Genomic DNA, 15,532 nt, shown 5'->3' with positions numbered 1-15,532 from the left:
GCGCGACTTAAGTTTCTTACACAAAATGAGATTAACATCCAATTGGATACAGAGCGATTATCGCAAAATTGCACTAAACTATATGCAACTTTGTTTATTTGGTTGTAAATCAAGTGTAGCTGTCTTAAAAGATTGAAACTAAAGATAAGTATTGCGAGCTGTTTACGTCATTTCGCGCTGCTTATAAATGATGATTAATATATAATTAGTTAATAATAAAACGATAAAAGTGAATCAAAATCACACTATTGTGCGTCAGGCGGAGTAAGCAAAACAGATTATATGGACTCGATACGTAAGGTTTATCAATATGCAGAACCAAACCTAACTCTCGTTGGCTGGATGGGGTTTCTTGGCTTTCCGCTGTACTACTTTGTCTGGGAGTTTGCCTTTCCACAGGCTTATGAAAATTTACCTCTTAGATTGTTTTGCTCGTTATTGTTTTTCGGCATCATTTTTAGAAACCGCTTATCATCGACTTGGAGAGATTATGTTCCTATTTACTACCAAGTGACGATAACGCTGTGCTTACCGTTTTTCTTTTTTTATATGTTACTGATGAATGACTGGTCCAATGTATGGGTTATGTCGTTTATGTCTGCAATTTTCTTACACATTTTACTGGTTCATGTTACTAGGGTCATGTTTGCTCAAACCTTTGCTGGGATAGGTTTAGCAACATTCTTCGCTTGGGTTGCAAAAGGGTTCCATCTTGACTTGACCATGGATTGGACTCATGTGCCAATCTTTCTGTTTATTTATGTCTTCGGTAATTTGTTCTATTTTCGTAACCAAGTTGAACATGAAGCGAAAGTCTCGCTGGCAAAATCATTCGGGGCAGGGATCGCACATGAAATGCGTAACCCGTTGAGTGGGCTTTGCACTTCAATAGATATTATCCAGTCGATCTTGCCCAACATGAAAGAGGCAGGAAAAGAGCAGTACGTCATGAGTGTAGAGGATGTCACCTTATTACGTGAAGTGAGTCAGGATGCAATGAACATTATCCAATCGGGTAATGAAACCATCGATTTATTGCTAACTTCGATTGATGAAAATCGAGTTTCTCGTTCTAGCTTCAAAAAATATTCAGTTCACTCGGTCGTTGAACAGGCAATTGAAAGCTTCAGTTATAAACGTGCCACTGATCGATTTGCCATATCGCTGGATGCGAGAAGTGAGTTTGAGTTTCTAGGTAGTGATACGTTACTTAAATACGTTATGTATAACCTCTTCAAGAATGCCTTCCATCACCGTAAATCTGAAGATTTTCACATACATGTATCCATGATAAGTTCAGAACGCTTTAATCAAATTGTTGTAACCGATAATGGTGCTGGCATTGCTCCTGATGTTCTACGCAATATCTTTCAAGACTTTTACACCACTGGCAAATCAGGAAGTTATGGTTTGGGTCTACCGTTTTGTAAAAAAGTCATGCGTTCATTTGGGGGGAACATTGAGTGTCAATCTCAGTTAGGGGAGTGGTCTCAATTTACGTTAACTTTCCCACTAACGACATCTGATACCGTTACTGAAATCAAAAACGATCTGACTAAACTCAAAACCATTCTAACGGTGACTAGCCAAGATATCTTGGTGTCTAAAGTAACAGATATTAGCCGTTTTATGGGCTTTGACTCGACGATTTTAGATGCCAACCAAGTACTCAAAAAGAAAGAGTACGAGTTCGAATTCGATCTGATTTTTATCGATCTTGAGAGCTTAGATCCAAGAGCAAACCAATTGGATAGATTAGAATCTCTCTTGTCTTTCACTGAAGCACGCATAGTTTATCTTTTTGAGCATCATCCGACTCAGAGAGCACGTAAGGCTGCATATGAACCTATTTGGATCGAAACGCAAGCCTGGTTATTGAATACTAAACCAACTATTGAGCGTCTCTTATATGATTCAAGCTATGTATCGACACCAACGGCCTCGGTGACGTTAGATAATTCAAATAAGCGCACAATTATGGTCGTGGATGATAATGAATCTTTGCGTAAATTCACGGCAATGTTACTTGAAAAGCAAGGCTTTGAAGTGATTCAGAAAGAAGATGGGCAGCAGGCTCTGGATACACTAGAGCAAGAAGATGTTGATCTCATTCTGATGGATATCGAAATGCCAATTATGGATGGTGTAGAAGCGTCTAGGCGAATTCGAAGCTCGGATAAAAACTATGCGTCGGTACCTATTATTGCACATACAGGGGATAGTTCACCTGTCACGTTGGACAAAATTGGGTCTTCGGGTATGTCTGACTTCATCGTAAAACCGGCGGATAAAAATCGCTTGTTCGATAAAATCGCAAACTGGATCTAATCATTCGCGACTTGTTTTCTTGAGGCGAGTTGCTCACAACGAATAACACGAATAAAGAGCTCAGCAAAACTGTTGAGCTCTTTAGTTTTATCTACACACTAACTTATACAAACTCTAAGTCAGGGTGTGCAAATGCTTGTTGGCAGACAGTGAGTACATGATCAACTTCAGCAGCTGTCATGTCGGCATTGACTGAAAAACGGATGATGTTTTTGTTCCTTCCAGTTGCAGGGCGGCAAAACACTGCGCCGTAAACATTTCGCTCTTCGAGAAAATCGCGGACTCGCTCAGTGTTTCTCTCGTTGCCGCATTCTAATGAGATAATTTGTGATTCACTGCGAATAGTAAATCCAATGCGTTTTAAACCAACGGCTAAAGACTTGGCTCTTTCAAACAGAATATCTCGCTTATCATCTGATTTTCTTATGACGTCCAGTGTTTTCTCTAGCCGAATGATCTCTTGCGGTAATACGGTAGAACTAAATATTGCAGGGTACGCCACAAACGGAAGCGTCTTCGCCAGTTTTTCTGGGCCTAAAATCGCGCCAGCACGATAAGCAAATGTCTTGGCAAGACTAACGGTAATAAAATCTACCTTATGAGTTAAGCCAAGACCCTGCAGTATCCCCGCACCTTGTGGACCATGTGTACCTAAAGAGTGTGATTCATCTACAACCAGGCCGCAGTCAAACTCCTGTGCTATTTCGTAGATATCACGTAGAGGAGCGATGGTCCCGATAGTGCTGTAAACCGAATCCACAACAATGATCCCTGAACCGTGACGTGAAATTTGTTTTCTTAGGTGACTGGTGTTGTTATGCATGAACGGATGAATTTGTGCTCCGGCAATACGTGCGCCTTCCCACAAAGACATATGTGCAAAGAAATCAATGTACACAGGTATGTTCGGTGCACAAATAGTCTGCAATAAACCGACATTCGCAGCCCAACCAGATTGAGAAAGTAGACAACTAGGCATACCAACGAAACTGGCTAGTTGCGTTTCAAATGCAGGTTTCGATTCATCATCTTGTAAGAAAATCGCGGACATCACGACGTTGTCATCGTGCTGGGAAATCGCATCACGATGCGCGTTTTGAATCTCCTTATTATGAGACAGTGCAAGGTAATCATTGCTTTGCAGGACGACGGCATTACACGGTGGGCGTTTACCAAGAACAAGGTGTTTTTTGTTCTCATTTGGTTCGATTAGATCTTGAATATAAAAATCTAGGCGTTCCTCGATAAAGGAGGGAAGTGGTTTGCTTTGTATAGTTTCACTCATAATAAATCTCTTCTTCATATGGAAAAACGCCAGCGCTGACACTTATTCATATTGCGGATTTTGGGGAGAGTGTCACTAACCAGGTTGCATAAGTTTGCAGACCCTTGCAAACTCGACATTTGAGGGTTGGATGGTGGCTGTAACTCTATAGGGGCCCGGGGTCTAAACTAGTTTGTGCTTAAAGTTTATACGGCGATTTTTCGGTGTTTTTTCGTGCTTCATATCTGGGATTTTGGATGAGGAATATAAAGTTTGAAAAGTGAAAAAAATGGGCGCATTAGATAACAAAAAAGGCGCGAAAATCGCGCCTTGAAACATGAGTAGATAAGAGACAAGCTTATCGCTTATTACGTAAATAGCGCTTACGACGCTCTTCTTTACGCTTCGCTTTCTCTTCTTCTTTACGGGCGGTTTCAATCTCGACTTCAATCAGTTCTTGAGTGATCATTTCTGGGCGTTCTAATGTAATTTGGCCCAAAGTGCCTTGACGAAGTTCGTGCAATAAGATCTCTGATACTTTGTGCAAGTCAACACGTCCACCTGCACGTAGTGCACCGCGGCGACGACCAATTTCTTCCATGATCTCGATATCTGATTCTGGAAGCTCTTCAATTTGATAACGCTCTTTAAGCTTGTCTGCATAATGAGCTGCTAGGTATTCAATGGTATAGAATGCGACTTCGTCATATTCCATCGCTGTATCTTTTACCGCGCCAGTAGCCGCAAGGCGGAAGCCACTGTGTGGATTTTCCACTTTTGGCCATAAAATTCCTGGAGTATCAGATAATACGATGCCATTTTGCAGGTTGATACGTTGTTGACGACGTGTAACCGCGGGTTGGTTACCTGTTACAGCGATTGTTCGACCTGCGAGGGTGTTAATGATCGTCGACTTTCCAACGTTTGGGATGCCCATGATCATGGTGCGAATGTTTTTACCAATTTCTTCTCGGTGTGGGGCAAGTTTGCGGCAAAGCTCCATGATTCGATGCACTTCTTGTGGTTCAGAAGTCGTGATCGCCATTGCTTTTACATGTTGCTCTTGCTCCAAGTGCTCAATCCACAGTTGAGTTAATTCTGGATCGGCCAAATCACGTTTGTTCAAAACTTTAACGACAGGTTTGTCACCACGGATTTGAGAAATCAAAGGGTTTTCACTACTGAAAGGAATACGAGCATCCAGTACTTCGATGATCACATCCACTTGAGGGATTGCTTCTTCGATCTCTTTACGTGCTTTGTGCATGTGGCCAGGAAACCACTGGATTGAGTTATTAACCATTTGAATTTAATACCTTAATTTTTCTAATGCTCCAGCGGTTGTAAAAGTAGCAATGTGAGTCTTGAGTAATACAATACTAGAACGCATTTTCTAAAACTGTGTTTACTTCAAGCTGCTCGAAACCGCGGAGTTGAGCTTTCTTTCATGTTAATACGCAAGTTTATCATGGAATGATGATGAATCATTCAAGATGAAAGTAAAAAGCTATGGCGTGCAAACCTAAAAGCACACATCCCTTATGTATACCGACTCGCAGTGAATATCCGTCTGGGTGAGAGACCGAACGCAAACGCTGTGTAGTCAAAGGTGGATTGTGTTGTCAGATTGTTCTGACGAATTTTGGTTTTTTACTTTTATATCAGAGTGTTATTTTTATTTCACTATTGAGCTAAGTTTGACTTTTATCTGACAAAAACTAGTCTGAGCTTCCATTCAGAGGAAGCAGTCATGCTCAGTATTCTTAGAAGTATTACGGTATCGTCCGTCGCCTTAATTTTTTTAGCGAGTTCTTTTTGCTCAACTGCCAAACAGAGTCCTAAACCGAAGGTCATCGTTGGTGTTATTGCGCAAGACGAAGCTAAAGACTCGTTTGACGGTAGCGTTGGTCCTTCGTACGGAATTAGTCTTGAGTATTTGTCTAACATTACTAAAGCTTTGGATTATGAGTTAGAACTTCGGACTTACAAGCATATTCCGTCTTTACTTGCGGATGTCGAAAGCAAGAAGATTGATGGTGCGGTTGGATTTAGTAAAACAGCAGCAAGAGAAAAGCGTTTCTTGTTTTCGATGCCTTTTTTTTCGAGCACTATCGCTGTTTGGTATCGGAATGCCACTTACCGAGATAGTGATGCGCGTGATCTTAAATGGGTGTGTGTTGAGGGCAGTGTATATTGTGACAACCTCACTGAACGCGGTATCGATAAGATACATTACGTTAAAACACGTTTAGAGGCGTTTAATGAAGTTAAGCGAGGTAAAGCGAACGCGCTGATTTACACTTATGTTGGTATTACCCAATATTTGGATTTGAATGACATTGTAAAAGGGGTTGTCGATATTCCCAGTTGGTTGAAAAACGAAGAGGTGAGTTTTATCGCTTCGTTGGACAAACAAAGTCTGATCGATGACATCAACAAAATCCTTCAGTGGGAGCAAAATGGAAAAAACATTCGCTCCGTCGCCTCGAAAAATCCTTACCATATCAGTGATAAGTTATTGGTAGATTACCGACGTAATCATCAAAACAAACTAGTGATAACTTACAGCAGCAGTGACGAAGCTTATCCGTTTCTCTACCGAGATTCGCAAACGGGCGAGTTAGATGGCTTCTTTCCAGATTTTGTCGACTTATTGCAGTCTCGTACTGGCTTGAGCTTTAAGTATGTGAAGCCGACGTCGAGCCTTTCTAATGGATTAACGGCATTTGATGCCGATATAGTCCCCATATCTTATGTGGGTGAGCTACCTAAGTCAGATTGGTTGTTCACTAAACCATTCATGCACAGTAATTACGTGGCTATCCAAACGGAGCAGAGCAAGCGCGATAAATCTGCACTGAAAGAAGCGGGTATTCTGCTCACTTTGAAAAAGCAAGGGTTAGTTCATTTGGGCACTTGGCAACAAGGCCAAGTTGATCATTATGATGATTTGAAAAAGCTGCTTACCGATTTGAAATCGGGCGTTTTGGATGTGGCTTACATTCCTGACGACATCGTTCACAACATGATTGCACAAGATCAAGTCGATGGCTTGGTGATCAATGCGGAGGACGTTTTGACGTTCTCTAATGCATTTGCGGTTGCAAACCACAATACACAACTTCAACACATGTTGAACAGCATCATCGAAACCATTGATTCTAACGAGATCGAAAAACTGCTGCGTTCTCACCGAAGCTTCAAACTGACTTATGGCTATGACGCGGAGCAGATCGCTACATTTGTTGTTGCTGGTTCATTCATATTCTGTCTCATGTTAATTGCGGCGTATTTCATCTTATCTCACATGCGACTTAAAGTGAGGTTAGCCGAATTTAATGCTGACAATGAGGAAGCGGAAAAGCAATGGCTGATGGACATCATCAAAGAGATCAATAGCTTGGTTTTTATCCATAGTGAAAATAACCATATGGAGATGAGCAATTGTGCCAACTACAACAGTAAACAGTGCCAACAATGTAAGTTGAAAAGTGATTCTGCGCACGCTCCTCTGGTGAATAATTTTGATGAACTAACCACTGTTATTGCTGGAAAGCGTATCTCAGAAGAGGTTGCCTCGTCGGGCTGTGAACTTGATATTAAACATGTATATCGAGAACGCAAAGTCATCGCTTCTCCTAGCGGTAAGAACAAGTTTGTACTGACTGTTATTCAAGATATTACCCAGCAAAAAGAACGTGAGCAGGCGTTAATCGATGCGCAAAAAGAAGCGCAAACCGCGGTACGTGCGCGCGAAAACTTTTTGGCAACCATGAGTCACGAATTAAGAACGCCATTGTCGGCAGCACACGGCATCCTCGATTTGCTAAATCGCCAAGTGACGGCAGATTCAAATCGCGAGTTAATTGCCCAAGCCATACGCTCGCTCAATCATTTGAATACGCTAGTAGACGAAGTACTGGATTATTCAAAGTTAGAGGCAGGGCACTTAACCGTCGCCCCAGTTAAGACCGACTTGCTTAAAACCTTGTGCGATGTGTTTCGAAGCTTTGAACCACGAGCGCTCGCGAAAGGTTTGGATTACAAAGTGACAATCAAACCATTTTCGAATGCTTTCATTGAAATCGACGCGCTGCGATTGGTGCAAATTACCACCAATCTACTCTCCAATGCGGTGAAATTCACTGCGGAAGGCGAGGTTGGAATCAGTGTCATTCTTCATGAAAAGCAGCTTATTTTGAAAGTGGCGGATTCAGGTATCGGCATGACGGATGACCAACTCGAAGGTATTCTCAATCCTTTTGTTCAAGCGGATGACACTATTACGCGTAAATATGGCGGCACTGGATTGGGGCTGAGCATTGTTGACCGATTGATCGACTGCATGGGCGGCGTGCTCTGCATCGATTCACAATTTGGCTTAGGCACGACGATTACCGTCAAACTGCCAATTGAGCATTGCGACTCTGAGCCAGACGTTTGTTTGAACTGGACGTATAGCGAGAGCTTACCACTTAATATTCGCCAGTGGTGTGACGCGTGGAAAATGCGTCCAGCGACGTTAAAAACAATGGTGGCGAACCTTCACCCTATACACGACAGCGATGCCAGTTTTAATGGCCTAATGCTGCGTGACGAACAAAGGGTACTTGGCAGTCTTACGCTAAGAGAGCTTCAATATCCAGATACATTGTTCAATTTGCTCAGCCAAACGCAGCAAGAAACCAAGCTTAGTGACGCAAATCAAGAAGTGGTTTCTTGGGTTCTCGGCACGGTACTGGTCGCAGAAGATAATCCCATTAACCAAAGTGTGATAGCAATGCAGCTTCATGAACTTGGAATCGAACCTGTCATTGTGAATAACGGCCGCGAAGCATGGGAATACATCAACCAAGATGAAAACGTTGTGTTGCTGCTGACCGATTTTCGTATGCCAGAAATGGATGGCTATGAGCTTGTTAGGCACGTGAAAAACTCCGAATTTAAAGCAATTCCAATCATCGGTGTGACAGCAGAAGATGCTCGTCTTGCCATTGAACGTACACAGGATATCGGCATTGATGATGTGCTCTACAAGCCCTATGACCTTAATCAATTAAAAACCGTTTTGATTCCATTTATTGGCGAAAAAGAGAGGGGTAGGCTGCCCGGCTGGATTAAACGGTTCAAAGCACAGGACGCAAAAGAGATTGCGCGCGTGTTTAGTCAATCAATGTCTACAGATATAAAAAACTTAAACGCCGCATCGACTGAGCGAGACAAAAAACGGGTCATTCATGGCATCAAAGGAGCGGTTGGGGCGATAGGGGTAAGCATGCTGACTGAGCTTTGCATTGAGGCAGAACGAGTTACTGCTGCGGAGTTTGACAGGCGAACAGCGGAGCTAATTTTACGAATCGAGCAGGAGATCGAAAACATAAACTATTGGGTAGAGACAAATGAATACACAATTTAATGTGATGGTGATTGATGACCATCCGCTACAAACCACAATACTTACGCAAATATTGGATCGCTATTGCGCGCAAGTCATCCCTTTTAACTGTGTGAATGCCGCTATTCAGAGTGTGCAGGAACAACATTTTGACGTAATTTTTTGTGATATCCAAATGCCCGGAAAAGACGGCATCGATATGATGGAAATGCTCGATAAAGTCCAGTACCAGGGGCAAGTTGTACTGGTCAGTGCAATGGAATTGACCATTATTTCTGCGGTAAGAGCCATGTGCGAGGGATTTAGCTTTGAAGTATTAGGGAAGCTGCCTAAGCCATACGATGAAAATGAAGTCGTTGATTTGTTGGGTAAAATAAAAGATGAAAAAGCGAAACAAGTCAGCTTTGCTCAACCTATTGAAGTGGAAGATCAAGAATTCCTGTTTGCTCTGGCTGAAGGGCGAGTGAAAAATTATTACCAGCCTTTAGTCGATGTGCAAAGTGGGGAAGTGCTTGGGTATGAAGCGCTCGCGCGTTGGAATCATCCTATTTATGGTGTGTTACCCCCTCATTATTTTTTGCCAATTGTAGAGCGTTGCCGCCTTTCTGGAGAGTTGTTTCAAGCTGTATTGAGTAATGTTATCTATGACATGAAACACCGCGGATTGACGCAAAACGTATCCATCAATGTAGACCATGAAAATTTAGAAGATACGGCGTTCTCTCATTACTTTTTACAGCAATGTTTAGAGAGCGAGATTGACCCATCACAAATCACCATTGAAATTACAGAGCGAGATACATTTCAGACTAGCGCGTCCCTGTACAAGAATTTACTCAAGTTGAGGATGAACGGTGTCACTGTCTCAATAGATGATTTTGGCACGGGTTCATCAACGTTTGAAAAACTGGCTCAACTGCCATTCAACGAGTTAAAAATCGATCGTTCGTTTGTACAAGGTGTCGAATGCGACATCAAAAAACGCAACATCGTTGTTGCTATTTGCGCGTTAGCGAAAAGTTTGAATATACGACTGGTCGCGGAAGGTATTGAAGACGAAGTCACACTGCAAGCGATACGTGAGTATGGGATTGATCTTTGCCAAGGCTTCTACATTGATAAACCCATGCCACTAGAAGCCATAACCATACTAAATGAAAGATATGAATAAATTGAATTACTTGATCTTTGACGATCATCCTCTCGTTTGTGTTGCAATCAAGTCGTTGTTGGAAGAGTTAGGGAAAACAAATGGGGTATTTACTGCAACATCAGCGAAGATGGCATTACAAATATTGAAAAAGGAAGAAATTCAACTGTTGATCTTAGATGTGAACTTGGCAGATTGCGATGGGTTTGATTTCTACAAACGTATCAAATCCCATGGTTATGAAGGCAAAGTCATTTTCTTCTCCGCTGAAACTAGCCAAATGTACAGCCAAATGGCTTTTCGTTCTGGCGCTGATGGCTATGTGTGTAAATCGGAAAATCACGACATTCTTAAAGACGCGATAGAAGCGGTAGAGAAGGGGTATACCTTCTTCAAATTTAAGCAAGTTGTTAATAGCGTTCGAGAAATGCCACAACTTTCAAGCAGAGAAAGCGCAGTAATGAAGTATTTATTACAAGGAAAGTCCAATCGAGAAATCGCTTCAGTGCTATCAATAAGTGACAAAACAGTCAGCACATACAAACGTCGTCTATTGGATAAATTTAACGTAAAGAACATTGTTGAGCTAACAAGAGTGGCGGGGGCGTAAGACCGCATCATGACACTTAAAAGTATCGCGTTGTCTCTTTTCATCGCAACATTACTATTCGTCACTTCTGTCACAATGATTGGTGCGGTGTTAATTTCTTATGAAGTAAAGCAGTTCAACACTTACGCGAATAATTTAGCCAAAATAAAACAAAAAGTAATTCTCATGGGGCTATTGACGGAAGCGCAGCTCGAGCAATACAAAGGCATGAGCGTGAGTGAAGTAGAAGCGCAAACAGAGCTGAGCTTTCAAGATGCGATTTACTCCCTGTCACGTTATGAAAAACTTAATTACGTTGAAGCTGTTGCACGGAAATCGCTTCATCAGGCTGAAGCGTATTTATCAAATGCGTTCAATCGACAAAATGCCGTTATGTATTTTCGTTCTTATACTGGAAACAAACTCATCTTAGAGAGACCGATTGAAGCGCTAGAGGGAGTGAAAGCCACATTTGATGTTGATTGGTGTAAAAGTAACTATTCTTGTGTGTTAGCCGCGTGGAAAGAGCAACTAACGGACCGGGTATTGTTTTCCCTACCATTTAAAACGACATACTCCGATGACATGGCGATAAGCATCATGAGTCCGGTTTACTTTCAAGGTGAGTTAGTGGGAGAGTTCTCGGAACAATTATACCTCTCGCCGCTTTATAATGATGGGAAAGCGGTGGATGTTCAAATAGCGAATGGGAACAAACAAATGGTGATTTATTTCGCTGGCTACCCCTTTCCATCATTCGCGTACACCCAATCATATGTCGCAGACAACAACAATCTTATCGTTTACATGTACCCATTCAGCAAAATTGTATTGGATTACGTGTTCTTGTTTATCATCTTCTTTTTCGTAACCTTAGCGTATTACAACAAAGCTTATGAATCTAAAGAGAGCCAACTTCGCCTCGCGAAAGCACTGACGAACGTGACGAAAGATGATTTAACGGGATTGTTTAACCGCAGAGTTTTTCAAGATAGCGAGTTCAAACGTCGTTTGGAAACCGCGCCATATTCCGTCATTGCAATAGATGGCGATAGGATCAAGCGAATCAATGACCATTACGGTCACCATGTAGGGGACGAAGTTATTGGAATTATTGCTGATGCTATGTCTAAAGTGTTTCGAAATAGTGATTATCTAGTTCGAACTGGTGGTGATGAGTTTGTTGCGATTCTGCCGGGTTGCAGTATCAGTCAATCTTCAATATTGGCGAAGAAGCTTCGTAGTGTCGTTAAAGATAACCGACTAAAGACCTTGGATATCGAGGTTAGTGTGAGTACTGGTATCGCGGCGAATGAATTACACGAAACGCTTCAGGACGTTATTGTACGTGCAGATGAAGATCTCTATGAGATGAAAAAACACAGACAAAAGTCCCATTAAGCAGGTCTGGTATTGACTCAATGTTAAGTTACGGAACATAACCATGACATAACTGTTTGATTAATTTGACCAAACAGAATGAGTGGTCTTTTATATTAGAGCAGTCAACAAATAGTGATTGCTCTATTTATTCTCGACCTTACATCTGGTGTCGCACGTGAACAAAGATCTCGACTTAAACTTACTTAAAATACTTGTCTTACTGGATAAGCACCGTCAGCTCAAGCCCGTTGCGAAAGCGATGGGGAAGAGTGAAGCGTCAATTAGCAAATACCTTGCCCGATTGCGACTCCAGCTAAACGATGAATTGTTTATTCGGCATCCTCATCACATGGAACCGACGGACTATTTAAAACGTCAATTACCTAAAATTTCCGATGCACTCGAGAAGCTTGAAACTTGTCTAATTAGAGATGAGTTTGAACCGGAAAATTACGAAAAAGACATCACCATTTGTTTACCGCAAACCGCTCAATACTCATTTGGGCATTTACTTGCAATGGATTTAATGGTGCTGTTTCCCAAGGCGCACATTTCGATAGCAACGATTACAGAGTATACGATAGAAGAGATAATCCTAGGCAAAGTGGATGCGCAGTTACATTACTTCAACGAGGATGTTCCGAAATCTGTTTATCAGAAGTTCATCGGCTATGCGCCTGCTGTGGTAGTTGTCCCTGAAGAGCTGGGAATTACCACCCTGGAAGAAGCGGCCAAACTTCCCTTTATCATGTTAGAGATTATCGGTTGGAAAGAGAAAGAGCAGCTCGTTAAGCGTGCAATGGAAAGCCACGGTATGGTCATCAACCGTATTGCGGCTCTAGACAACGTAAGCAGCGTATTGAAGCTAATTAAGCAAAAAAGCGCCGCAACCGTGTTACTTGAATATCAGGCGCCAATTGATGGATATAAATTTATAAGAGTGCCAGAGCATTTTTACCCAGATGGCTGGCCAAAAGTGGTTGTACAGGTGAAGCAAAGCTTAAGACATGATGCAATGCACCAGTTGTTAATCGGTGCTATTGCAAAATACATGAGCGCTTAGCGGCAAAACTCAATGTTTTCTGACTGAGGGATAGTATGCAGAAGTTCAATCAACGTGTCCGCATGGTACTTTTTCAGAATACGCGTTTTGTAGGTGCTGATTGTTTTAGCGCTGAGTGAAAGTTGTTCAGAAATCTTCTTATTTGAGTAGCCTTGTACAAGATAATGGAACACCATGGCTTCGCGATTTGAAAGTGTTACGTTACCCGACGATGGTGTGTGAGTCGACTTAAACATTGAGTAACCGCGTGAAACACTCACAATTGCGTCAATAATGGTCTCTCTTGTTTCATGTTTGCTTAAGAAGCCGTTTGCGCCCATTTCGTACGCGGCTTTAGAAAGACTCGAGTAGTCACGTGAAGAAACAAATAACAGTCGGCCACGATATCCCGTCGCTAAAATGTTTTTGGCTAAACGCATACCATCGCGGTCGCCAAGCACTACGTCTAAAATAATCAAATCAATCTGTTGGCCTCGAACAAGATCCATCACTTCCGCACTGTCAGTGGTTTGAATCACTTCAGCTGCGTTGATTACAGATTCAACTAGAGAAGCAAGTGCTTCGCTATACAATGGTTGAGCGTCGATAATAAGAACATTATTCAAAGTGAACCTCACCTAATACATCAACTAGTGTGCTGTCAGGCGACAGCGCAATTGGATGAATAGGATTGTAGGAAAAACCTTGCTAAGAGGAAGGAAAATGACTCTTTCCAAAAGTGAAAATCAGTGTCTTGATTATGGGAATAGCGATGTCAGGTATTGAAATACCTAGTGATAGGATAATTGCTTAAAACTTACGCTGACAAAAAATTAACAAACTGAAAGTGCTCTTTCAGTGTTCTACGCCTTCAGATTTTCTTGTGATGTTTCTAGCGCTTCGATTTAAACCCGTGTGTTAGCAAGCGCAGTTTTATACCAAGCCACTTGAAGAGAGCGTGTTCTACACCAGGCATGAGCACGCTAGCCAACTTTGTAATGATATCTGTTAGATAGGTTTGGCTATTGACGCTGAACATTACTTCAAATTATTTCTAAACTTTTCATTGACTCTGCCGCTAAAAGTGGAGGTGTTAATTCGCACTTTGGCCACTCATAATGTCGTGTTCAAAAATGAGACAATTTTACATGGTTTGGTATGGAAATGTGCGTTAGCCGTCCTTTTGATGGTTTACAAATTTTGTTGTAACGACTAAAAAGGACTTTTGGATTTTTAGCCAGAGAACGGCTTCTCATGGCGTTTGCATCAAACTTTTCTGATGCGTATTTTTGGTTGGATAATTGGCTTTATGAGTAACGTAACCAGCACCATTTTGACAGAAAGTGGTACCAATGAGCTTGAAATCATCGAGTTTCATTTAGAAAAAACATTGCCAGATGGCAGCACAAAAACTTGTTATTACGGCATTAACGTTGCGAAAGTACGAGAAGTGATTCGCGTGCCAGAAACAACCGATTATCCAAACGCACAACCTCATATGATTGGTGTGTTCTCATCCAGAGATGTACTGACGCCTTTAGTGGATTTAGCTGGTTGGTTAGGTGTGCCAACACGACAAAATCTGGAGCGCAAGTTTGTAATCGTTACGGATTTCAACAAAATGACCAACGGCTTCTTAATTGACAGCATTTCGCGTATTCATCGCATCTCTTGGAATGATGTGGAATCACCAAGTCAGTTTTTGGAAGCGGGCGAACAAGATTGTGTAGTAGCCGTTGTCCGTAAAGAAGGCAACCTGATCATGATTCTCGACTTTGAAAAAATCATCGCAGACATCAACCCAGAACTGAGTATGGAAAAATACGATGTGAAAGGGGACAAGTCGGTGGATCTCAACCAGAGAATGGTCGGTAAGCGTAATGCTAAAACGATCATGGTGGTGGATGACTCAGCATTTATTCGCTCTTTGATCCAAGATACATTAGCTTCTTCAGGCTACAATGTGATCACATGTAAAGACGGTGGTGAGGCGCATGAGAAGTTGATGAGCTTGATCGAGGTTGCGAAAGAAGAAAACTTGCCAGTTAAAGAGCTATTAGATGCGGTGGTTACGGACGTAGAAATGCCTCGAATGGATGGTATGCACTTAGTGAAGAGACTACGCGGTACCGAAGCGTTTCATGAAATGCCGATCATTATGTTCTCGTCATTGATGAGTGAGGATAACCGAGCGAAAGCACTATCTCTTGGCGCAAATGATACGATTACCAAGCCAGAGATTGGCCGCATGGTGAATATGATGGATAAATACGTGTTTAACTTTGCGTAAAAAACCGATCAGATTGACCCGTCCTGATATGGGTTGACACTTTTTAACTAAAACGCTCGATGTACTTCATCGGGCGTTTTGTATTTTAAAG

Annotated in this window: 10 protein-coding genes; 7 read left to right on the top strand and 3 right to left on the bottom strand. The window is 42.0% G+C overall.

From position 1 onward, the window contains the following. Nucleotides 1–282: 282 nt before the first annotated feature. Nucleotides 283–2,328, top strand: coding sequence for a response regulator (locus R8O11_RS17665; RefSeq protein WP_215810360.1), 2,046 nt, complete (start codon nt 283–285; stop codon nt 2,326–2,328). A 103-nt stretch (nt 2,329–2,431) separates the two neighbouring features. Here R8O11_RS17665 and cqsA read toward each other — a convergent pair whose 3' ends face one another. Further along, a complete protein-coding gene (cqsA, locus tag R8O11_RS17660) occupies nt 2,432–3,613 on the bottom strand; it encodes an alpha-hydroxyketone-type quorum-sensing autoinducer synthase (RefSeq protein WP_005376522.1) in 1,182 nt (393 codons plus the stop codon). 337 nt (nt 3,614–3,950) lie between these two features. Then, nucleotides 3,951–4,895 carry a ribosome biogenesis GTPase YlqF gene (gene ylqF, locus R8O11_RS17655; protein WP_005376521.1) on the bottom strand — a complete coding sequence of 315 codons (945 nt, stop codon included), beginning with the start codon at nt 4,893–4,895 and terminating at the stop codon, nt 3,951–3,953. A gap of 447 nt (nt 4,896–5,342) precedes the next feature. Here ylqF and R8O11_RS17650 point away from each other — a divergent pair, with 447 nt between their 5' ends. The 5 genes from R8O11_RS17650 (at nt 5,343) to R8O11_RS17630 (ending at nt 13,172) form a co-directional block, all read left to right on the top strand. Further along, nucleotides 5,343–9,008: an ATP-binding protein gene (locus tag R8O11_RS17650; RefSeq protein ID WP_318194305.1), complete on the top strand. Its 3,666-nt coding sequence runs from the start codon at nt 5,343–5,345 to the stop codon at nt 9,006–9,008. Further along, a complete protein-coding gene (locus tag R8O11_RS17645) occupies nt 8,992–10,158 on the top strand; it encodes an EAL domain-containing response regulator (RefSeq protein ID WP_318194304.1) in 1,167 nt (388 codons plus the stop codon). Before R8O11_RS17650 ends, R8O11_RS17645 begins: the two co-directional genes overlap by 17 nt. Next, nucleotides 10,151–10,747 carry a response regulator transcription factor gene (locus R8O11_RS17640; RefSeq protein WP_017635347.1) on the top strand — a complete coding sequence of 199 codons (597 nt, stop codon included), beginning with the start codon at nt 10,151–10,153 and terminating at the stop codon, nt 10,745–10,747. Before R8O11_RS17645 ends, R8O11_RS17640 begins: the two co-directional genes overlap by 8 nt. A gap of 9 nt (nt 10,748–10,756) precedes the next feature. Next, the gene (locus tag R8O11_RS17635; RefSeq protein WP_053307630.1) at nt 10,757–12,127 is read left to right on the top strand and encodes a GGDEF domain-containing protein; all 1,371 of its coding nucleotides are present in this window, start codon (nt 10,757–10,759) and stop codon (nt 12,125–12,127) included. Between the two features lie 157 nt (nt 12,128–12,284). Next, nucleotides 12,285–13,172 (top strand): LysR family transcriptional regulator, encoded by an 888-nt coding sequence (locus R8O11_RS17630; RefSeq protein WP_033906494.1) that lies wholly within the window; start codon nt 12,285–12,287, stop codon nt 13,170–13,172. Here the strand turns inward: R8O11_RS17630 and R8O11_RS17625 are convergent. Then, entirely contained in the window at nt 13,169–13,777 is a 609-nt protein-coding gene (locus tag R8O11_RS17625; RefSeq protein ID WP_253657643.1) for a response regulator transcription factor, read from the bottom strand. The two genes, R8O11_RS17630 and R8O11_RS17625, sit on opposite strands and share 4 nt — an antisense overlap. 683 nt (nt 13,778–14,460) lie before the next feature. Here R8O11_RS17625 and R8O11_RS17620 point away from each other — a divergent pair. Further along, the gene (locus R8O11_RS17620; protein ID WP_258497561.1) at nt 14,461–15,441 is read left to right on the top strand and encodes a chemotaxis protein; all 981 of its coding nucleotides are present in this window, start codon (nt 14,461–14,463) and stop codon (nt 15,439–15,441) included. Nucleotides 15,442–15,532 lie beyond the last annotated feature (91 nt).

The sequence above is a fragment of the Vibrio sp. 1288 genome, from assembly GCF_033344475.1.
The sequence above is the reverse complement of the archived record's forward strand: the minus strand, read 5'-3'. Positions and strand labels throughout refer to the sequence as shown.

Bases quoted from the DNA above. Each gene is read 5' to 3' on its own strand.
- R8O11_RS17620 (WP_258497561.1), top strand. From the start codon at position 14,461: ATGAGTAACGTAACCAGCACCATTTTGACAGAAAGTGGTACCAATGAG.
- R8O11_RS17635 (WP_053307630.1), top strand. From the start codon at position 10,757: ATGACACTTAAAAGTATCGCGTTGTCTCTTTTCATCGCAACATTACTA.
- ylqF (WP_005376521.1), bottom strand. From the start codon at position 4,895: ATGGTTAATAACTCAATCCAGTGGTTTCCTGGCCACATGCACAAAGCA.
- R8O11_RS17640 (WP_017635347.1), top strand. From the start codon at position 10,151: ATGAATAAATTGAATTACTTGATCTTTGACGATCATCCTCTCGTTTGT.
- R8O11_RS17650 (WP_318194305.1), top strand. From the start codon at position 5,343: ATGCTCAGTATTCTTAGAAGTATTACGGTATCGTCCGTCGCCTTAATT.
- cqsA (WP_005376522.1), bottom strand. From the start codon at position 3,613: ATGAGTGAAACTATACAAAGCAAACCACTTCCCTCCTTTATCGAGGAA.
- R8O11_RS17665 (WP_215810360.1), top strand. From the start codon at position 283: ATGGACTCGATACGTAAGGTTTATCAATATGCAGAACCAAACCTAACT.
- R8O11_RS17645 (WP_318194304.1), top strand. From the start codon at position 8,992: ATGAATACACAATTTAATGTGATGGTGATTGATGACCATCCGCTACAA.